This window comes from Streptomyces fragilis (assembly GCF_003112515.1).
Classification (GTDB): domain Bacteria; phylum Actinomycetota; class Actinomycetes; order Streptomycetales; family Streptomycetaceae; genus Streptomyces; species Streptomyces fragilis.
Window position 1 is genome coordinate 21,702 of the sequence record NZ_BEVZ01000005.1, and the last position, 20,843, is coordinate 42,544.

The window sequence follows — 20,843 nt, forward strand, 5'->3', positions numbered from 1 at the left end:
GTCGGGGACGAGGGGTCAGCCCAGGATACGTCCGACGTGCGGGGGCGGTCCCCTTTCGGGGTGACGGCAGGGGCGTGGGGAGCCCGCGCAGCGGCGCGGCCGGAGCGGGCGGGGGCGGCCGTCCGCACGGCCTCGGCGGGGTGATGGGGCCGGATAGGTGAATCGCGGGGGCGGTCGCGGGCCTCGTGTCGGTCTTTGCCCGGCGGTGAGGGCGGCTCTACAAGATCCACAGCGGGGTTACTCGCCGGTATGTCTCTCGCGGAACGGGGATGAGTTCGTGAACAAGGTCATGACGAGGGTGCGGAGCGGAGGGGCCGGGGAGCGGCCCGGGGGCGCGGTGGTGGGACGGCGGCGGCCGCCGGGGCGGAGGGACGCGCGGCGGCCGGGCGGTGGGGGCGGCTCCGGTGTCACCGCGGGGGAGAGGGCGGGCGCCCGGGCCGGTGGGGCGGGGCGGCGGGTGGCGCCGCCCTCGGACCGGCCGACCGACGTGTTCGCGGAGCGGCTGGTGGGGGTGCTGAGCGGGCAGCTGCCGGTGCACTCGATGCTGCGGCACACGGTGGGCCGGGCCTACGACGACCTGGCGCGTCTGGCGGAACGGGGGGTGCTGCGGACGCGGGGCGGGGTCCGGCCGGTGGTGCGGGACATCGGCTACTACGTGGCCCGGGCGGGGGCGCTCGAGGTGTTCGTGCGGGTGGGTGCGGGGGAGAGGGTGCGGGCGCTGGCCTTCCGGCTGGAGCGGGGGGAGGACCGGCGGTGGCGGTGCGTGGCGATCGACGCGGGGCCCTGACGGTTGCGGGTCCCCTGCGCGGGGGGCGGCGGCAGGGTCTCTGCGGTCCGGCCGCTCCTCCGCCGCGGTGACGGGGTGGGTGGCCCGGGTGACGGTGCTGGTTCTGTCCCCCGACCACCCCCCTTCCCGGGAAAGACCTGGCCACGGGTGGGGCGGACCGTCACGTGCGTACGCGCCGCCCGCACCCGGTCGTCCCGCCCCGGCGGCGCGACTGCCCGCAGGGCGGGACGGGAGTGCCGTCCAGGTCCAACTGCCGGGTCCCGGCGTCAGAGGGACTTGAGGGCGGCCGTGGTGGCTCGGGTGAGGGTGGGGAGGTGGGATTTGGGGAGGCGGGGCTGGCGGAGGATGACGGTGCGCCAGTAGAGGGGGCCGGTGATGAGGTCGAGGGCGATGTCCTCGTCGAGGCCGCGCCGCAGCTCGCCCCGCTCCACCGCCGCCGCGAGGATCCGCAGCGCCACGCTCTCCTGCCCCGACCGCACCGCCTTGCGCAGCGCCTCGTCGATCTCCGGGTTGCGGGCGGCCTCCGCCTGCAGGTCCGGGATGATCTGCGAGGCCACCGGGTGCCGCAGGGCGCGCGAGGTGAACTCGTACAGCAGCCGCAGGTCCGTCTCCAGGGACCCGGTGTCCGGCGCGGGCAGCCCTTCGACGGCCAGCGCGGAGACGATGTCCAGGACCAGGTGCAGTTTGCCCCGCCAGCGCCGGTAGACCGCCGTCTTGCCGACCCCGGCCCGGCGGGCGACCCCCTCGATGGAGGTCCGCGCGTACCCGACCGCCGCGAGCTCCTCCAGCACCGCCGAGCGGATGGCCTGCGTCACGTCCTCGCGCAGCACCGCCGCGCCGGCCGGCGCCCTGCGGCGCGGCGCGGAGCCGCCCCCGGCGGGACCCGCAGCCTCCGCGGACCCCGCGGTACCTGCGGATCCGGGGGCCTCGGTGGCCCCGGCCCCGGCGGCCCCGGTTGCCCCAGCGGCTTCGACGGCTTCGGCGTCAGTCATGCGATCCAGCATAGGGCGCACGCGTCGTCACGACGGGACGGTTGCGTTGCGACGTGTTCCCGGCCTAGGCTCAGGCCGCGCGGACGACGATACGGTCCCGTTCCGTCGTAACGTCGCCAACTCTCCCGCTCGACGAAAGGCCGCGGATGTGAGCCAGGTTCTCGACGCACCGCACGCCGCCGGCCCGGCGGTTCCCGACCACGGGGACCTTCCGGCGCTGGCCGCCCGGCACGGTCTCACGGTCAGCGGGGCCCGCCCGACCCTGACCGGCTACGTCCGGCAGCTCTGGGCGCGGCGGCACTTCATCACCGCCTTCTCCACCGCCAAGCTCACCGCCCAGTACAGCCAGGCCAAGCTGGGCCAGCTCTGGCAGGTGCTGACGCCGGTGCTGAACGCCGCGGTGTACTTCTTCATCTTCGGCGTCCTGATGGGCACCTCCCACGGCGTGCCGGACTTCGTGCCCTTCCTGGTCACCGGCGTGTTCGTGTGGACGTTCACCCAGTCCTCGCTGATGACCGGCACCCGCGCGATCGCGAGCAACGTCGGACTGGTCCGCGCGCTGCACTTCCCGCGGGCCTCGCTGCCGATCTCGTACTGCCTGCAGCAGCTCCAGCAGTTGCTGTTCTCGATGGCGGCGCTGGCCGTGATCCTGCTGGTCTTCGGCGTGCCGGTGGCCTGGTCCTGGCTGCTGGTGGTGCCGGCGCTGATCCTGCAGTTCGTCTTCAACGCCGGTCTGGCGATGGTGCTGGCCCGCCTCGGCGCGCACACCCCCGACCTGGCGCAGCTGATGCCGTTCGTGCTGCGCACCTGGATGTACGCCTCCGGCGTGATGTTCAGCCTGACGCAGGTGGCGCAGCGCACCGACCTGCCGGGCTGGGTGTTCAACGTCCTGCAGTGGAACCCGGCGGCGGTCTACATCGACCTGATGCGGTTCGCGCTGATCGACAGCTTCACCGCGAGCCAGCTGCCGGACCACGTGTGGCTGATCGCCGGCGGGTGGGCGCTGCTCGCCGGGCTCGGTGGATTCGTTTTCTTCTGGAAGGCTGAGGAGACCTACGGCCGTGGCTGAGCAGCGGATGGACCTCGCGGACGCAACCGGGGAGCGGATCCCCACGGTGGTCGTCGACCATGTGGACATCGTCTACAAGGTCAACGGCGCGGGCGGCGGACGGGGCGCGGCCACGGCGGCGCTCAGCCGGATCGTGCGGCGCAAGGAGAAGGTCGAGCGGGCCGCCGGGGTGCGGCGGGTGCACGCGGTGAAGAACGTGACGTTCGTGGCGCACCGGGGTGAGGCGATCGGGCTGATCGGCACCAACGGTTCGGGCAAGTCGACGCTGCTGAAGGCGGTGGCCGGGCTCCTGCCGGTGGAGAGGGGCCAGATCTTCACCGACGGCCAGCCCTCGCTGCTGGGAGTCAACGCGGCGCTGATGAAGGACCTCACCGGCGAGCGCAACGTCCATCTCGGCGGGCTCGCCATGGGGATGTCGCGCGAGCAGATACGGGAGCGGTACCGGTCGATCGTGGACTTCTCGGGGATCAACGAGAAGGGCGACTTCATCACGCTGCCGATGCGGACGTACTCCTCCGGCATGTCGGCGCGGCTGCGGTTCTCGATCGCCGCGGCCAAGGACCACGACGTGCTGCTGATCGACGAGGCGCTGGCCACCGGCGACAAGAAGTTCCAGAAGCGCTCCGAGGCGCGGATCCGCGAGCTGCGCAAGCACGCGGGCACGGTGTTCCTGGTCAGCCACAACAACAAGTCGATCCGCGACACCTGCGACCGGGTGCTGTGGCTGGAGCGGGGCGAGCTGCGGATGGACGGGCCGACCGAGGACGTCATGCGCGAGTACGAGAAGTTCACCGGCAAGTAGGCCGAGTACGCGGCGCTCCACGGGAGGGGCGGTTCGGGGCACGTGCATGTGTCCCCGGGCCGCCCCTCCGCGCTGTCCGGCGGTCTCAGATCTTGCTCAGGGATCAGGGCGAGGAGGCGCTCCGGCCGTGGGACGGACCTACGCTCGGGCTCTTCGACGAACGGGGGAGCGCGCGATGCGAGGTCGACGGGGTGCCGCGGCGGTGGCAGCGATGGTGGTGGCGGTCGTGACGGGTGCGGCGGGGTGCACCGGCGAGGCGTCGTGGGGCGAGGGGAAGGAGCTGCCCGCGGCCGTGGACGGCGGGCCAAGCCCGGCCGGGTCCGCGCCGTGGCAGGAACCGGCACCGGAGCAGGAATCGGCGCCGGAGCTGGAGCCGGGGCAGGAACCGGCGGAGGAGCAGGAACCGGCGGAGGAGCTGGAGCACCGGGGGAACGCGAGCCTGGCGTACCCGTCCGGGCGGCCCGGGGACGCCCTCACGCTCACCGTCTCGTGCCGAGGGGACGGGACGGTCGAGGTGCGGGTGCCCGGCGTCGGCACGAGCGTCCGGAACCGCTGCGACGAGGGGAAGGTCGCCGCCTACGAGCACCGGATCGCGATCGGCGGGGCGGAGCGCGCGGGCACCGCCGTCGTGACGGCTCCGGCGGAGGTGGAGTGGACGCTCACCGTCACCCGCACCGCGCCGGTTACGTCTCCCTGATCTCGTCGAGGGAGTGCTGCATCGCCTCCCGCGCACGGACGAAGAAGTCGGCGAGGACGGCCGTCTCGTCCGGGGTGTAGCCGGCGAGGAGCGCGCCCAGCCGCTCGTAGTGGGGGCCGTAGACGGCGAAGACGCGGGTGGCCGCCGACGCGTCCAGGACGACACGGACACGTCGGCGGTCGTTCGGATCGGGCTGCCGGTGGACGTAGCCGGCGCGTTCCAGGCGGTTCAGGACGCCGGTGACCGCGCCGGTGGTGATGTTCGCGCGTTCGGCCAGATCGCCGGCGGCCAGGTGCCGCATGCCGGCGCCGATGATGTGGCCGAGGCAGGTCAGGTCGGTGACGTTCAGCCCCAGTCGCTGAGCGATGACGAGGACCTCGGGCACACGCTCGCCGGATGGGCGGGCGCCTGCCTCGCCCTCGTCGGATGCGCCCTCTGCGGCGCGGCGACGGTCGCCGGACGGCCCGCCGGCTTCCTGATCGGCCTCGGCGTGGTCGTCCTGGCCGCCCTGCTCAGCTGGGTGCTGCATCTGGGCGGCTGGGGGAAGCCCGGCGGGCCGCGCCCGGCCGCCGACCGGCACTGGCGTACGAGGGACCGGGCGGCCGCGCAGGGGCACCCGGACTGCTGGGGCTGTCGCCTGGCGCGGCGCGGGCGTCGCCTCACCCGGCCGGAACCCCATCGCGCGCCCGAGCCGGAACCCCTGCGCGCGCCCGAGCCGGAACCCCAGCTCGCGCCCGAGCCGGAACCCCAGCTCGCGCCCGAGCCGGAGCCCCAGCTCGCGCCCGAGCCGGGGCGGCGGGCGGTCACCGGGGCCGTGTGACCGGAGTGGGTCCCGCGGGCGGTGTCCCGGGGGGAACGCGGCGGGCCGCCCGCCGTGTCGGGTGGACACGTCGGGCGGCCCGGAGACCGCGGCGCGAACCGCGGGCGGCGGTCGGGGCTACGACCGCAGCAGCGTGCGCATGGTGCGCATCGCGACCGAGAGGTTGGCCAGGTCGAAGCTGTCGGAGGTGTGGATCTCGTCCAGCGTCGTGCGGGCCCGGCTCAGGATCGCGGCGTGCCGCTGCTGCCAGGCCTCGAAGCGCTGCTCCGGGGTGTCGGCCTCGGCTCCCGCGGCGAGGATCTCCGCGGTGAGGGCGGCGTGGGCGGCGTACAGGTCCTCGCGGATGGAGGCGCGGGCCATGGACTGCCACCGGTCGGCGCGCGGCAGTTCGAGGATGCGGTCCATCAGCTGGGTGATGCGCAGCCGGTCGGCGAGGTCGTAGTAGACCTCGGCGACCTCCAGCGGGTCGCGGCCGACCCGGTCGGCCACCGCGACGATGTCCAGCGTCGGGAAGGCGGAGGAGAACCCGGCGACCTGCGAGGCCAGTTCCTCCGGCACGCCGGCGTCCGCCAGCTCGTCGTGGATGTGCTGGTACCAGGCCTGGTCGGCGCCGCGCAGCAGCTTGGGCAGGTGGCCCCAGATCTGCTCGACGCCCTCGGCGAAGAACTCCACCGTCTCGGCGATGGCCAGCGGCTGCGGCCGGTTGTTGAGCAGCCAGCGGGTGGCGCGCTCGACCAGGCGGCGCGAGTGCAGCCGGATCCGGGTGAGGACGGCCGCCTCGACCTGGTTGTGCAGCGCCTCCACGGCGTCCCAGACACGTCCGCAGTGGAAGATCTCCCGGGCCACGGTGTGCGCCCGCACCACCTCCTCCAGCGACGCCCCGGTCTCCTCGCGCAGCCGGTGCAGGAAGGTGGTGCCACCGGTGTTGACGGTGTCGTTGACCAGCACCGTGGTGACGATCTCGCGGTGCAGGGGGTGGTTGTCGATCTGCTCCTCGAACCGCTCGCGCAGCGCCGCCGGGAAGTAGGCGTGCAGCAGGCGCCGCAGGTACGGGTCGTCGGGCAGGCCGGTGGTCACCAGCTCCTCGGCCGCGGTGATCTTGGTGTAGGCCAGCAGCACGGCGGTCTCGGGGCCGGTGAGGCCCTGCCCGTGCTGGAGGCGCTCACGGATCTGCCGGTCGGTGGGCAGGAACTCGATGGCCCGGTCCAGACGGCCGGAGCGCACCAGGTGGCGCAGGAACCGCTGCTGGGAGGGCAGCATGTCGTGCGCCTGGGCGGCGGCGTTGGCCAGCGCGGTGTTCTGCGCGTAGTTGTTGCGCAGGACCAGGTGGCCGACCTCGTCGGTCATCTCGGCGAGCAGCTTGTTGCGCTGCTTGACCGTCATGTCGTCGGCGGAGACCAGCCCGTTGAGCAGGATCTTGATGTTCACCTCGTGGTCGGAGGTGTCCACGCCCGCGCTGTTGTCGATGGCGTCGGTGTTGACCTTGCCGCCCTCGCCGCCCCGGCCGGCCTGCGCGTACTCGATGCGGCCGAGCTGGGTCAGGCCCAGGTTGCCGCCCTCGCCGACGACCTTGGCCCGCAGGTCCCGGCCGTCCACCCGGATGGCGTCGTTGGCCTTGTCGCCGACGTCCGCGTGGGACTCGGTGGAGGCCTTCACGTAGGTGCCGATGCCGCCGTTCCACAGCAGGTCGACGGGGGCGCTCAGCACGGCCTTCATCAGCTCGGCCGGGGTCATCTTGGTGACGCCGGGGTCGATGCCGAGGGCCTCGCGGATGTGCTGGTTGAGCGGGATCGACTTCGCGGTGCGGGGGAAGACGCCGCCGCCCGGGGAGAGCAGCTCGGTGTCGTAGTCCGCCCACGAGGAGCGCGGCAGCTCGAACAGGCGGCGGCGCTCGGCGTAGGAGGCGGCCGCGTCCGGGGTGGGGTCGACGAAGATGTGCCGGTGGTCGAAGGCGGCGACCAGGCGGATGTGCTCGCTGAGCAGCATGCCGTTGCCGAACACGTCGCCGGACATGTCGCCGACGCCGACCACGGTGAAGTCCTGCGACTGGGTGTCCACGCCCAGTTCGCGGAAGTGGCGCTTGACGGACTCCCAGGCGCCGCGGGCGGTGATGCCCATGCCCTTGTGGTCGTAGCCGGCGGAGCCGCCGGAGGCGAACGCGTCGCCCAGCCAGAAGCCGTACGCCTGGGCGACCTCGTTGGCGATGTCGGAGAAGGTGGCGGTGCCCTTGTCGGCGGCGACCACCAGGTAGGTGTCGTCGCTGTCGTGCCGCACCACGCCCTGCGGCGGGACGACCTCGCCGCCGACCAGGTTGTCGGTGATGTCGAGCAGCGCGGAGATGAAGGTGCGGTAGCAGGCGACGCCCTCGGCCATCCAGGCGTCGCGGTCCACCGACGGGTCGGGCAGCTGCTTGGCGACGAAGCCGCCCTTGGCGCCGACCGGCACGATGACGGTGTTCTTCACCATCTGCGCCTTGACCAGGCCGAGGACCTCCGTGCGGAAGTCCTCACGCCGGTCCGACCAGCGCAGACCACCGCGGGCCACCTTGCCGAACCGCAGGTGGACGCCCTCGACGCGCGGCGAGTACACCCAGATCTCGAAGGCGGGGCGCGGCGCCGGCAGGTCGGGGATGGCCTGCGGGTCGAACTTCATCGACACGTAGTCGTGCGGCCGGCCGTCGTCGGTCAGCTGGAAGAAGTTGGTCCGCAGGGTCGCCTTCACGACCGTGAGGAAGGACCGCAGGATCCTGTCCTCGTCCAGCGAGGCGACCTGGTCCAGGGCGCCGTCCAGCTCCTCCAGCAGGCCCTCGACGATCTCCAGGCCGGCGCTCTGCCGCTCCGGCGACAGCCGCGCCTCGAACAGCGAGACCAGCAGGCGGGTGGTGTGGACGTTGTCGCGGAGGGTGTCCTCCATGTAGTCCTGCGAGAACGTCGACCCGGCCTGGCGCAGGTACTTGGCGTAGGCGCGCAGCATCATCGCCTCACGCCAGGTCAGACCGGCGCTGAGGACCAGGGAGTTGAAGCCGTCGTTCTCGGCGCGCCCGGTCCAGGTCGCGGCGAAGGCGTCCTGGAACCGCTCGCGGGCGTCGTCGCCGCCGAGGAACTCCCCGGCCGCGGTGAGCGCGGTGCGCGGCAGGCGCAGGCCGAAGTCGTAGATCCACGCGCCGGTGACGCCGTCGTGACCCTCCGGGCAGCGCAGCTCGTAGGGGCGCTCGTCGGTGACCTCGACGCCGAGCCGGGTGAGGACCGGCAGCACCTCGGAGAGGGAGACCGGGGCGCCGTGACGGTAGATCTTGAAGCGGCGCTCGCCGGGCGCCGCGCCGACCGGCTCGTACAGGCTGAGGGCGAACTCCTCCTCGACGCCGGCCGTGGTCAGGTGCTCCAGGCGAGCGATGTCGGAGACCGCGGCGCGCGGCGTGTGGTCGGCCTTGTAGCCCTCGGGGAAGGCGTTGCCGTAACGGCGCAGCAGTTCGGCGGCGCGCTCCTCGCCGAACTCGGCGTGCAGCGCCTCGGCGAAGCCGTCGGCCCAGGAGCGGGCGGCCTCGGCGAGCCGGCCCTCGATGCGCTCCTTGTCGGCGTCCGACAGGTGCGGCAGCTCGGTGCCGAGCGGCACGCGGACCACGAAGTGCAGCCGGGAGAGGATGGACTCGGTGTTCCAGGCGGTGAAGTCGACGCTGGAGCCTCCGAGTTCCTCCTTGAGGATGTCGATGATCCGCAGCCGCACGGCCGTGGTGTAGCGGTCGCGGGGCAGGTAGACCAGAGCCGAGTAGTAGCGGCCGTACTCGTCCTGACGCAGGTACAGCCGCAGGCGGCGGCGCTCCTGCAGGTAGAGGACGGAGGTGACGATGGAGCGCAGTTCGTCGGCGGGCGTCTGGAACAGCTCGTCGCGCGGGTAGGTCTCCAGGATCTGGAGCAGGTCGCGCCCGCCGTGGCTGTTGGGGGAGAAGCCGGTGCCGGCCAGCACCTCGGCGACCTTGCGGCGGATCACCGGGACGCGGCGCACCGACTCGGTGTAGGCGGCCGAGGAGAACAGGCCGAGGAAGCGGCGCTCGCCGACGACCTCGCCGTTCTTGTCGAACTTCTTGACGCCGATGTAGTCCAGGTAGCTGGGGCGGTGCACGGTGGCGCGGCTGTTGGCCTTGGTGAGGACCAGCAGCCGGTGCTCGCGGGCCTTGGCGCGGGCGTCGGCGGGCAGCCGCTCGAAGGACGGGCCGGCCGGGTCCGCGCCGCGGTCGCCGTCGTGCTCGCCCTCGCCCGCGCTCTGCTGCGGGTCGGAGCGCAGGATGCCGAGGCCGGTGCCGGGGACGGCGACCAGGGTGTCGTCGTCGACGAGCTGGTACTCGCGGTAGCCGAGGAAGGTGAAGGCGTCGGCGGACAGCCAGCGCAGCAGCTCGCGGGCCTCCTCGATCTCCTCCGTGGGCAGGTCGGAGGCGAGCGGCTCGGCGGGCAGTTCGTCGGCGATGCGCAGGGCCGCCTCGCGCATCTTCTCCCAGTCCTCGACGGCCTCGCGGACGTCGGACAGGACGCGCTGCAGGTCGGCGGTGATCTGCTTGAGGTCGTCGCGGTCGGTCTCGCGGTCCATCTCGACGTGGATCCACGACTCGACGTACGCGTCGTGCGGCAGCTCGGCGTCCGAGCCGACGGGGGTGTCGAGGACCTCCAGCAGCTTGCCCGTCAGGTCGCGGCGGACCACGACCTGCGGGTGGACCACCAGGTGGATGCCGCGGCCCTGGCGGGAGAGCTCGTTGGTCACCGAGTCGACCAGGAACGGCATGTCGTCGGTGACGACCTCGACCACGGAGTGGCTGCTGGTCCAGCCGTTCTCCTCGACGGTCGGGGTGTGCACGCGCACCGCGGCCGTGCCCTGCGGCCGGTTGCCGGCCAGCCGGTAGTGGGAGTACGCAGCGCCCAGGACGTCGACCGGGTCGCGGTCGGTGAGGTCCTCGGGCGCCGTGTGCAGGTAGTAGCGCTGGAGCAACGACAGCACGGCGGCCCGGTCCGGGCTCCTCCCGCCGTCGTCCGTGGCCCCCGCCGGAAGACGTCCTCCGGCGGGGCTGTTCTCAGCTACCCGGGCTGCCCTCTCGAGCAGCTCGGCCTTGGCTTCGTCCAGCTTGGTCTGCATCGTTCCTTGGCTCCTGTCGCGCGCCGTTGCGTGACGTCGAAGGGAAGTCGGCCGGTCCGGCCGTGGCGCTTCCGGCAGCACGTCTCGATGCCGGGTGTCCGGTTCGTGTCGACGCTATGCCTGGGGAGGGGACGTGCGTGGGGAATCCGGCCATGCGCGACTCCGATGTCGCGGCCCCCCTGGCCCCCTCGGAAATATCAGCGAGCGGCGCCCGGTCCCGGGTGTCCACCGGGTGCTCCGGGCGCGATGCGGGGGCTGGTTCGCCCGCGCCGGCTATCGCGCTGATCACGCCACAAGGCTATATGCCGGTGAGAGGGGGCCGTCATGAGCCGTATGTGTACAAAACAGGGGGTGCTATTTTGCCGGTCCGCACAGCGCCACGAAGGGGGGCGGGGCGGTATGGGGACGCCCGGCGCGGGCGGTTCTCAGGCCCGGCGTGGGCGGTTCTCAGGCCGGGCGTGGGCGGTTTTCTCAGCCGGGCGGCGGGCCGTGGGGCGTCGTCGCCGGCGCCTGGCCGCCGCGGGCGGCCTGGCCGCTCCGTCCGTCCGGTCCGTCGTCCCGTCCCGGGGTGAGGCGCGCCAGCCGGACGCAGGACAGGACGGCGGCGGCCACCAGCAGGCCGTTGCGGACGGCCATCACCAGGCAGCCGGTCCAGGTGCGGGCGACGACCTCCTCGTAGAGGACCGGATAGGCCAGCGCGCTGACCGCCGTCGCCGCCACCACGAGCAGCGCCACCGGACGTTGGGCGGAGTGCCGCAGGGTCAAGCAGACCGCGGACAGGCCCAGCAGCCAGATCATGTACTGAGGGCTGATGACCCGGCTGGTCACCGTGAGCAGCAGCACGGCCGCCAGCGGGGCGTCGTGGGTCAGGGCCGGGTACCGGTGGCCGTGCGGGGAGCCGGCGCGGGTGGCGCGGACCACCCGCAGACGCCACAGGACGATCAGCGCGAAGGACGCCGCGGTCAGTGCCAGCGAGGCCGCGGCCACCACCCGCACGCCCGGGCCGACCAGTTCCATCGCCCCATACTGGTAGCGCACCTGTCCCGGCCAGCCGGCCCGGGAGGCGAAGGAGAGCAGCGTGCCGCCGAGCGACTCGATCTGCACGCCCCGCCCGCTCTGCTGCCGGACGAAGGAGAGGGCGTCGGCGAACAGCGAGGTCAGCAGGGCGAGCAGGGTGACGGCGGTGAGAGCGGCGGAGGCCCAGGCGCGCCGGGTGGTGCGGCCCGGCTCGGTACCGGCCAGCACCAGCGCCGGCCACGCCTTGGCGAGCGCGCCGAGCGCGGCGAGCGCGCCGCCCAGACGGGGCAGTCGGTCCACGACGAGCAGCGCGAGCACGGCGAGCGCGGTGACCTGCACGTCGAAGCGGGCCAGCGGGACGTGCAGCAGCAGCGGGAGTCCCGCGGTCCACAGCAGCGCGCCCAGCAGGCTGCGTCGCCCGCCGCCCCGGGTGCGGCGGGTGACACCCGCCCGGAGCAGGGCGGCGGTGACGGCGGCGTCCGCGACCAGCGTGAGCGCGGTGAACGCCCACGGGTAGGGCAGCCGGGGCAGCAGCAGCCCGGGCAGCAGCAGGGCGGCGCCCGCGCCGGGCGGGTACTGCCAGAGCGGGTCGCCGGAGGGGTAGGAGCCGTCGTCCAGGGTCTCCCGCCAGCGCGTGTAGAGGCGCTCCGGCTCGTGCGTGACGCCGCCCGCGCCGAGCCACGGCAGGTGGTCGTGGGTCAGCAGCCAGAGCATCACGACGCGGGTCAGGAGCCACAGCAGGGCCAGTGCGGCGACGGCCGCGGCGGGGCGGACGCGGCCCGGCGGGGGCTCCGGGGCCGTCGGCCGGGGCTCCGGGGCGGGAGCGGGCGACGGGCCGCGCCCAGGGGGAGGGGTCACGGGGTCACCGGCCGACCCGGGCGAGGACCTCGCCCGTCTCCCTGCTCCAGGCCACCACCACGGCCTCCTCGGGGGTCCTCCTCCAGCGGGTCAGCAGCAGCCAGCGCACCCGGTAGCGGCGGACCACGGCCTCCCGCCCGGCGCGCCCGGTGGCCGGGTCCAGGTAGCGGGCGGTGGCCTCCAGCCGCCGGCCGCGTTCCCGGTCGCCGAGCACCGGGTCCGGCCAGGGCGGCGCCACCAGGTCGACGCCGTACCCCGGCAGCAGACGCGGCGCGAAGTAGCCGTCGGCCAGCAGGGTTTCGCCCCGGCCCACGTGCCGGGCGGCCCAGTCGTACGAGGGCCAGTGCGGCGGCTGGTCGAGGCGGTCCGAGGGCACGAGGGCGCCCGCGTGCACGGTCAGCAGCCCGCACACCGCGCCCGCCGCGGCCGCGGCGCCCAGGGCCTTGCGCCACCGCGGCCAGGGGCGCGGCGCCGCCAGCTCCACGGCCAGGGCCACCTGCAGCGGGAGCAGGGCGGGACCGAGCAGGCGGGCGTACGTCCAGTGACCGCTGAGCCAGCCGTACGCCAGGGCCGCGCAGTCCAGCAGGAACAGCAGCGTCAGCGGGTCGCGCCAGGGACGGCCGGCCCTGCGGGCCCGCAGGACCAGCGCCGGGAGGCCGAGCACGACGGCGAGCCAGAAGCGCTCGGGGAGGCGGTCGTAGAGCTGGCGGTGCATCACGTCGAGGCCGCGGTCCCCGGCCAGGGCGAGGACGTCCGCGTACGGCCAGGCGAGCGCGAGGGCGAGGGCGACGGTGGCGGCCGTCGCCCAGCGCCCGAGCAGCGCGGGGGTGAGAGCGCGCGGGGAGGCGGCGACGAAGGCGAGGGCGCCGAGGGCGGCGGCGACGAAGGTGACCGGGTGGGTCAGCAGGATCAGCCCGTACAGGACGCCCAGGGCGGCGTAGCCGGGGAGGCCGGGCAGGCCGCGGGGGCCGACGAAGCGGACGCCGGGGCGGTCGCGGGCGGTCGTGGGGTCGCTGCCGCCGCCCTTGTTCTCGCCGCCGTTGCCGTGGTCGCCGCGGCCTGTGCCGCCGCGGCCGTCGCAGGCACCGCCGCGGTTGCCGTTGCCGTCGGCGGCGTGGACCCGGTCGGCGGTCAGGGCCCACGCCCAGAGGGTCGCGCCGAGGGCGAAGGCGGAGGGGTAGCCGGCGTGGCCCGTCGAGGACATCAGGTTCAGGAACCCGCTCCACCAGGCGCGCTCGGTGCCCCACAGGAGGGTGACGGCCAGGAGCGCCCACACGGGCGCCCAGGGGCGGGGGGTGAGGGCGCGGACCAGGCGGTTCAGGCCGGTGAGGAGGACGGCCAGGTTGAAGGGGGTCGCCAGGCGGACCGTCTCGATGCCGTTCAGGCCGGTGAGGCGGGCGAAGGCGCCCTGGGCGAGCGCGTAGGGGGAGTAGTAGGGGTTGCCGTCGCCCGGGAGGTCCACCAGGGGGTGCCGGGGGTGCATCAGCGACTCGCGCAGGCGCTCGACGACGGCGGCGTGCTGGCCGTAGTCGCAGCACATCGGCACCCGCCAGGAGGCGAGGGTCAGCACGAGCCAGGCGAGGCCGCCGAAGACGGCGTAGGGGGAGGGGTGACGGGGGCGGAAGCGGCGCGTGGCGGTGGAGCCGTGGGGTGCCTTCGCCCCCGTGCGGGTGCGGGTGGTGACGGTCACGTCTTCGGGCCCCCGGGGGAGGGGGAGTCGCCGCGGCCCTTGCCCCTGCCCTTGCCTTGGTCGTCGGCCTTGGCGCGCCGCTTGCCTCTGTCCCTGCGCGACAGCTTGCCGGTGCCCGGGGCCACGTCCTTGCCCGGGCCCTTGCCCGGACTCTTGCCCGGGGCCTTGTCCGGGCCCGGGCCCGACCGGGAGGCCAGGTGGGCGAGGGCCGTCGGGGGGTGGTGCGCGGCGGTGGTCACGGTGAGCGGGCGGGGGCGGGGGCGGGGGCGCGAGTGTGCGGGCTCCGGGGCCGTGGGGGCCTCGGCGGCGCGGGGTGCGGGCGGCGCGGGCTGGAGAGCTGATGCCCGGTGGAGCGAGCCGTCACGTGCGTCCTTGCCGCCTGCGCCCGCCCGTGCCGCCCTCTGGGCGGCCCAGCCGCCCGCAGGGGAGGCGCCCGTAGACGATGAGCTCGCGGGGGACGCGCCCGCAGGGGAGGCGCCCGTAGACGATGAGCTCGCGGGGGACGCGCCCGCAGGGGAGGCGCCCGCAGACGATGAGCCCGCGGGGGACGCGCCCGCAGGGAATGAGCCCGCAGACGATGAGCTCCCGGGGGAGGCGCCCGCGGACGATGAGCTCGCGGGGGAGGTGCCCGCAGGGGATGGGCTCGCGGGGGAGGTGCCCGCGGTGTCGCTGTTGCGGGGTGTGGCCGCGGTGAGGGGGGCAGGGGTCGCGTCGGGTGCGGGGGCTGTCGGGGCGGAGCGCGGGGGCCAGGGGCCGGCGCCGGGGGTGGGGTGGGGGAGGCGGAGGGGGACGCTGGTGGGGGAGAAGGGACCCTGGCGGGTCGTCAGGGACTCCAGGAGCAGCGGGAGGCCCACCACCGGCAGGACCCAGGCGAGCACGATCAGACGGCCGCCCCAGATGCCCAGGTCGGGGTGGGCCGCCTGGGTCAGCACCCCCGTGCCCGCCGCGCCGATCAGGAACACGCCGAACGCGGGACGCCTCCGCAGCGCGCCCCACGCCCCCGCGGCCAGCGCCACGGCGAACAGCGGCTCCCACAGCTGGCGGCGGGTCCACTCCACCCAGAAGTTGAACTCCAGGTGCGCGAACTCCCGCCACGGCGCAGCCCGGTCGGGCCGCTGGAAGTGGTCGGTGAGCAGGTCCTGCACGCTGTCCGTCAGCGACGGGTGGTCCAGCGCCCAGGCGGCGACCACCGTGGCCAGCGCCCCGTACGCGGAGGCCGCCGCCACCGCGACCACCCCGCGCCCCATCGGCCGTGCGTGCCGCAGCCGGCGCAGGGCGACCGCCGTGCCCGCCGCGGCCAGGCACAGCCCGAGGAACAGGGCCTGCGAGTGCTTGACGGTGAACAGCGCCGCCAGGGACAGCGAGACCAGCATCGCGCCCGTCCCGTCACGTCCGCGCAGCACCAGCGCGCAGCCCCACAGGGCGGACAGGGTGAACAGGAGCAGCAGCCCCTCGGTCATCGGCCGCATCGCCGTCGCCCCGCAGGGCAGCGCGTAGAACAGCGCCTGGCCGGTGAGGGCCAGGGTGCGGCGGGCCCGCAGCGAACGCAGGACCAGGAAGACCAGCACCCCGCACGACGACGCGACGGTGACGCCCGCCGTCCACAGGCCCCACTTCACGCCGAACGTCGCGACGAACGGCACCAGGAACGCCGGGTAGCCGGGGCGGACCTCGAAGATCCGCTGGAACCGCTCGGACATGAAGGGCGTGGTGTGCCCGCCGGTCTGTCCCGCCTTCAGCCGCTCGTCGACGGTCCGCCAGTGGCCGGACCGGCAGTCGGCGGCGACCTTGCGGGCGGGCGAGGCCCGGTGGAAGCGCCGGACGTCGACCTTCTGGTCCCGGCGGGCCACGGAGGCCTGGCTGGTGCAGACGTACTCGATGGTGACGCCCGCCGCCTCCCGCTTGTCCTGCCCGAGCAGGCTCATCGTGTACGAGAGGTAGTTCTTGGTGTCGGGGGTGTCCCGGCCGCCGACGTTGGCGAGCTGGAGCACGGCGAAGACGGCGGCGAGCAGCAGGACCCAGCCGCGGGTGCGGCGCGGGCGCAGCGTGGCCCGCAGGGAGGCGGCGGTCATGACCGCGGGAGGAGGTCGTCGCGGCCGGCGGCCGGCGCGGGCAGGGAGGCCGAGCCGCCGTCGGCGGCGCGCGCCGGGGCGGGAGCGGCACCGGCGGGGGCGGCGTGGGCCGGGGCGGCGTGGGCCGGCATCGGTTCGCCGAGCATCAGGGCGCGCACCACCCGCTCGGCGGCCCGGCCGTCGTCGAACTCGCCGTACACGGCGCGGAAGCGGGCGCGGCGCTGGGCGGACCGCTCGTCGCGCCAGGCGTCGGTGGCGAAGAGTTCGGTCAGTTCCTCGTAGCGGTGGGTCACGTGGCCGGGTGGTTCGGCGGTGACGTCGAGGTACAGGCCGCGGCTCGCCGCGACCGCGGCCCGGTCGTCGGCGTGGACGACGACGGGCCGGTCCAGGTTGGCGTAGTCGAACATCAGCGACGAGTGGTCGGTGACCAGGACGTCGGAGGCGAGCATCAGATCCTCCACATGGGGTTCGTCGGTGGCGTCGACGAGGACGCCCCGCCGGTGCAGCTCGGCGAGATCGAGGCCGCGCACCGGGCCGTCGGCGAGCGAGGGGTGGAGGCGGACCACCAGGGTCCGCCCCGGGCCGAGGTCGGCGGCGAGACGGGCCGGGTCGAAGGGCACCGTGTGGCCGCCGCGGACGTGGTCGCGACGGGCCGGGGCGTACAGCACCACGGTGTGCCCGGCGGGGATGCCGAGACGGGCCCGGGTGGCCGCTCCGCGGGCGGCGTCGCCGCGCACCAGCACGTCGTTGCGCGGACTGCCGGTGCGCAGCGAGGTGAAGTGGCAGGGGAAGGCGCGCTCCCACACCCGCTCGGAGTGCCGGTTGGCGACCAGGCTCCAGTCCCAGAGGTCCGCCCTGCGCAGCATCCGCGGCACGTCCAGCCCCAGCCGGGCCCCGGGCTTGGTCAGCAGGTCGGCGCCCTGGTACTTCAGCGGGGTGCCGCGGTGGGTCTGGATGTGCACGCTGCCGGGGTGCTTGACCGGCATCCAGGGCCAGTGGACGTCGTTGACGAACCAGGTGGCACGGGCCTGCAGGGCGAGGTGCCGGGGCGAGCCGGGGGCGACGTGTTCGATCCCGTCGGGGACCTGGTGGGCGTGTTCGGGGCGCACCACCCACACGCCGCGGATGTGCGGGGCGAGTTCGCGGGCCGCCCGGTGGATCGCCGCCGGGTCGCCCAGCACGCCGCGGTGGTGGAACGCGGAGTACAGCGCGAGTTCGGGGTCCAGGCCGCGGCGGCGGTGCGCGAACTGCAGCAGGCGGCCCGCGCGTTCGGCGGTGACACGGCGTGCGAGGCGGGCCGCGCCGGCCGCGCGGTGGCGGGCCGCGGCCGCCTGCCTGCCCAACCGGTAGGCGGCGTACGGACGTTCCAGTACGCGCAGGGCGGGGTCGGTGACCACCAGGCCCGGGGGGCGCAGTTCGCGCAGGAGACCGGCGGTGGCGCGGAAGAACTCGGCCTTGGCGGTGGGCGGGAGACGGTCCGGCTTGCCCAGCACGTCCAGGCAGTGCTCGCCCGCCCGCCGGTGCAGGTAGGGCTTCCACGGTTCCAGTTCGGGGTGCTCGTCGACGTAGGCGAAGACCCGGCGGTACTGCTCGTGCAGGTCGAAGTGCTTGCGGCTGGTGGTGGAGAGGATCGAGCCGGTGGGCCGCTGGCGGTAGCTGAGGCACACGCGGTCCAGGGCAGCGATCCGCCCGGCGGTGAGCAGGACCGGGAAGGTCCAGGGGGTGTCCTCGTAGTAGCCGGGCGGGAAGCGGAAGCCGTGCTGCTCGACGAACGCGCGGCGGTAGGTCTTGTTCCAGACCACCATGAGGAGTTCGAGGATCTCGGGGTGCCCGGCGGCGGTGAACACGCCGCCGGGGGTCGCGCCGGCGTCGGCGAGCACGTGGGCGAGGGCGTTGCGGCGGATGCCGCCCCACCAGTGGGCGCGGACGTAGTCGAAGACGAGGACGTCCGGGTCGCCGGTCTCGTCGAGGCGGTCGGCGATCGCCTGGAGGGCGCCGGGGGTGAGGGTGTCGTCGCTGTCCAGGAAGAGGAGGTGGTCGCCGGCGGCGTGCGGGAGCGCGGCGTTGCGGGCGCGGCCGAGGCCGGCGTTCTCCGCCAGGTGGAGCACCTTGATCCGCGGGTCGCGGGCGGCGTACTCGTCGAGGATCGCGCCGCTGCGGTCGGGGGAGTGGTCGTCGACGGCGATCACCTCCCAGTCCTGGTGGGACTGGGTGAGGACGGAGTCGAGGCACTCGCGGAGGAAGCCCTGTACGCGGTGGGCGGGGACGATGATGCTGAGGCGGGGCGGCACGGGTCAGTTCCTCACGGGTGGGGCGGGACGGGTGTGGGGCGCGTCCGCCGGGGCCGGGGGTGCGGTGCGGGGGGCCGACGCCCGGTGGGGCGAATCGTCACGCGAGTCGTGGCCGCCTGCGCCCGCCCTCCCCCACGCTCGGCTTCGCTCGCGCGGGGGGACCCCCGTCGCCCCCTGGGCGGCCCGGCCGCCCGCGGATGGAGCGGCAGGAATGGCCGCCGGGCCGGCACGGCCGCCCGCAGGACGGGAGGCAGGCGCTGCCGTGCGGGTTCGTCCGGTGGCCGGTGGTCCGGGCGGGGCGGCGGACGGAGCCGGGGTGCGGGCCGGCAGGGGGACGATCGGGGGGAGGGCGGCGGGGGGTTCGCCGAGCAGGACGTGGCGGACGACGCGTTCGGCGGCGTGGCCGTCGTCCCAGGGGCAGAAGCGCGCGCGGAACGCGGCGCGCAGACGGGCGGACTCCGGGGAGGTGGGGGCGCCCTCGGCGAGGAGGCGGTAGAGCTCCTCCGGGGTGCGGGAGACGGGGCCGGGGGGCGACGCCAGGAGGTCGAAGGTGACGCCGCGGGTGGCGCGGTAGACGTCCCAGTCGGGGGCGTGCACGACGATCGGCCGGTCCAGGTCGGCGTAGTCGAACATGATGGACGAGTAGTCGGTGACCAGCATGTCCGCCGCCAGGCACACGTCCTCCGCCGAGCGGTGCGAGGTCACGTCGATCACGCGCGGTGAGGCGGCGGCGCGTTCGCGTCCGGCGCGGTCGTGGAAGTAGTGGGCCCGCAGCAGCACCACCGCGTCGTCCCCCGCCGCCTCGGCCAGCCGCTCGGGGTCCAGGAGGCCCTGCCGGACCGCGTCGGAGCCCTCGGCGTGGTCGCGGTGGGTGGGGGCGTACAGGACGGCCGTGGCGCCCTCGGGGACGCCCAGTTCGCGGCGGATGCGCGCCACGTCCCGTGCGGTGGCCGTGCAGTACACGTCGTTGCGCGGATAGCCGTACTCCAGCGTCGTGTGACCGCCGGGGAAGACCCGCTCCCAGGTCTCGGTGGAGTGCGGGTTGGACGACAGGTTGTGGTCCCAGCGCTGGACGCGGGCCAGCAGCCTGGCGAAGCTCCCGGTGGCGGCGGCGACCACCGGGTGGGCGGCCTGGTCGAGGCCCATCCGCTTCAGCGGCGTGCCGTGCTGGGTCTGCAGGTGGACGGTGCCGGGGCGCTTGACGACGGCGTCGGGGAAGTTGGCGTTGGAGACGAGGTAGGTGGCGCGGGCCAGCAGGTCCCAGGCGGCGCGGGTGCCGATCACCGCGTGCTCCACGCCGGGCGGGAGCGTGGGGACGGCCTCCGGCTCGACGAGGAAGACCCCGCGCAGGTGCGGGGCGAGTTCGCGGGCCTTGGCGTGGATCGCCGCCGGGTTGCAGGCGTAGCCGCGGCCCCAGTAGGCGCAGTACACGACGAGGTGCGGGTCGAGCGGGCGGCGCAGCGCGCGGCGGTAGTACAGACGGGTGCGCAGCCCGCGCAGCGGGGCGGGCAGGACGGCGAGGGCACGCACCCGGGCGGCCGCGCGGTGGGCGGCGCGCAGCAGCCGGAACGCCGGGTGGCTGCCCGCGGCGAGCAGCCGGTGCTGGACACCCAGGCTGCCGCGGGGCGGCCGGAACCCGGCCGGTCGGTGGCGGCGGTACAGGCCGGCCGCGGTGGTGAAGAAGGCGCGGCGGTCGGCGGCGGGCAGGCGGCGCGGGTCGGCGGCGGTGCGCAGGACCAGCGCGAACAGGTCGGCGAAGAGCGGCCCGGTCCGCGCGGCGGGCAGTCCGGCCGCGCGGCACAGCAGGTCCCGGGCGCGGTCGAGCAGGTCCCGGTGGTGCGGTCCGGGCTCGTTGAGGCGGCTGCCCTGGCGCCGTACCCGGTGCTCGACGACGGTCCGGCGCAGCACCGCGACCCGGTCGGCGGCGAGCAGCGCGGCCGGGGTGAAGGACAGGTCGGTGTACCAGCCGTCGGCGAAGGCGAGGCGGTGGGCGGTGACGAAGGCGCGGCGGTAGGCGGCGCTCCAGGCGGGCAGCCGGACGCCGGTGAGGGCGGGCACCTCGGCGGGGTGGAACGGCCCTTCGGGCGCGCTCTGTTCGGGCAGCCGTGGTCCGGGCGCGGGCGGCCGGGCGGGGGTCCACCAGGGGGCGCGTTCGTGGCCGAGGACCAGGACGTCGGGGTCGCCGGCGACGGTGAGCCGGGCGGCGGCCGCGTCGAGCGCGCCGGGGGTGAGGGCGTCGTCGCCGTCGAGGAACAGCACGTAGTCGCCGCGCGCCGCGGCCAGTCCCGCGTTGCGGGCCGCGCCCAGCCCGGCGGAGGGCGGGGAGAGCACGGGACGGGTGGGCGGGTCCTGGTCGCCGCGGCGGGCGAGGACGTCGGCCTCGGGGGCGTCCGGGCCGTCGAGGACGACGATCACCTCGACGTCGTGCCGGTGAGGGCCGGCGACGCTGTCCAGGGCCTCCGCCAGACGGTGGGCGGTGCCATGGGCGGGGATCACGACGGAGAACCGGGGCATGGTTCGCGCGCCTCCTCTTCGCGGTGGTTCGCGGGTGGGCGTCTTCCCGGGGCGGTGCGGTGCGGTGCCGGGTGGGGGATGGGGCGGTGCGGTGCGGTGCCGGGTGGGGGATG

Annotated in this window: 12 protein-coding genes and 1 pseudogene; 5 read left to right on the top strand and 8 right to left on the bottom strand. The window is 75.0% G+C overall.

Annotated elements, in window-relative coordinates:
• The first annotated feature begins 457 nt into the window (after positions 1–457).
• Positions 458–787 carry an Rv3235 family protein gene (locus Sfr03f_RS31270; RefSeq protein ID WP_308216734.1) on the top strand — a complete coding sequence of 110 codons (330 nt, stop codon included), beginning with the start codon at positions 458–460 and terminating at the stop codon, positions 785–787.
• 266 nt (positions 788–1,053) lie between these two features.
• Here Sfr03f_RS31270 and Sfr03f_RS18540 read toward each other — a convergent pair whose 3' ends face one another.
• A complete protein-coding gene (locus Sfr03f_RS18540) occupies positions 1,054–1,779 on the bottom strand; it encodes a TetR/AcrR family transcriptional regulator (RefSeq protein WP_108955091.1) in 726 nt (241 codons plus the stop codon).
• A 148-nt stretch (positions 1,780–1,927) separates the two neighbouring features.
• Here Sfr03f_RS18540 and Sfr03f_RS18545 point away from each other — a divergent pair, with 148 nt between their 5' ends.
• From Sfr03f_RS18545 to Sfr03f_RS30305, 3 genes are all read left to right on the top strand, one after another.
• Positions 1,928–2,848 carry an ABC transporter permease gene (locus Sfr03f_RS18545; protein WP_245967638.1) on the top strand — a complete coding sequence of 307 codons (921 nt, stop codon included), beginning with the start codon at positions 1,928–1,930 and terminating at the stop codon, positions 2,846–2,848.
• 7 nt (positions 2,849–2,855) lie between these two features.
• Positions 2,856–3,650, top strand: a complete 795-nt coding sequence (locus tag Sfr03f_RS18550) for an ABC transporter ATP-binding protein (RefSeq protein ID WP_108955093.1) — start codon at positions 2,856–2,858, stop codon at positions 3,648–3,650.
• 175 nt (positions 3,651–3,825) lie between these two features.
• The gene (locus Sfr03f_RS30305; RefSeq protein WP_159105673.1) at positions 3,826–4,347 is read left to right on the top strand and encodes a hypothetical protein; all 522 of its coding nucleotides are present in this window, start codon (positions 3,826–3,828) and stop codon (positions 4,345–4,347) included.
• On the opposite strand, the gene Sfr03f_RS18560 is transcribed toward Sfr03f_RS30305, so the two are convergent.
• A complete protein-coding gene (locus Sfr03f_RS18560) occupies positions 4,334–4,648 on the bottom strand; it encodes a MarR family transcriptional regulator (RefSeq protein ID WP_359289183.1) in 315 nt (104 codons plus the stop codon). The two genes, Sfr03f_RS30305 and Sfr03f_RS18560, sit on opposite strands and share 14 nt — an antisense overlap.
• A 15-nt stretch (positions 4,649–4,663) precedes the next feature.
• On the opposite strand from Sfr03f_RS18560, the gene Sfr03f_RS31275 reads away from it, so the two are divergent.
• A complete protein-coding gene (locus tag Sfr03f_RS31275; RefSeq protein ID WP_245967640.1) occupies positions 4,664–5,167 on the top strand; it encodes an HGxxPAAW family protein in 504 nt (167 codons plus the stop codon).
• A 117-nt stretch (positions 5,168–5,284) separates the two neighbouring features.
• Here Sfr03f_RS31275 and Sfr03f_RS18565 read toward each other — a convergent pair whose 3' ends face one another.
• The 6 genes and pseudogenes from Sfr03f_RS18565 to Sfr03f_RS18590 form a co-directional block, all read right to left on the bottom strand.
• Positions 5,285–10,288: an NAD-glutamate dehydrogenase gene (locus Sfr03f_RS18565; protein ID WP_108955095.1), complete on the bottom strand. Its 5,004-nt coding sequence runs from the start codon at positions 10,286–10,288 to the stop codon at positions 5,285–5,287.
• Between the two features lie 471 nt (positions 10,289–10,759).
• A complete protein-coding gene (locus Sfr03f_RS18570; protein WP_435841900.1) occupies positions 10,760–12,163 on the bottom strand; it encodes a glycosyltransferase 87 family protein in 1,404 nt (467 codons plus the stop codon).
• 4 nt (positions 12,164–12,167) lie between these two features.
• A complete protein-coding gene (locus Sfr03f_RS31280) occupies positions 12,168–13,853 on the bottom strand; it encodes a hypothetical protein (protein ID WP_245967641.1) in 1,686 nt (561 codons plus the stop codon).
• An 830-nt stretch (positions 13,854–14,683) separates the two neighbouring features.
• A pseudogene (locus Sfr03f_RS31285) lies at positions 14,684–15,925 on the bottom strand (hypothetical protein); the annotation flags it as partial.
• Positions 15,922–18,216: a bifunctional glycosyltransferase/CDP-glycerol:glycerophosphate glycerophosphotransferase gene (locus Sfr03f_RS18585; protein WP_108955097.1), complete on the bottom strand. Its 2,295-nt coding sequence runs from the start codon at positions 18,214–18,216 to the stop codon at positions 15,922–15,924. The pseudogene Sfr03f_RS31285 and the gene Sfr03f_RS18585, both read right to left, overlap by 4 nt.
• Before the next feature lie 3 nt (positions 18,217–18,219).
• On the bottom strand, positions 18,220–20,730 hold the full coding sequence (locus Sfr03f_RS18590) for a bifunctional glycosyltransferase/CDP-glycerol:glycerophosphate glycerophosphotransferase (protein WP_108955098.1): 2,511 nt from the start codon (positions 20,728–20,730) through the stop codon (positions 18,220–18,222).
• Positions 20,731–20,843 lie beyond the last annotated feature (113 nt).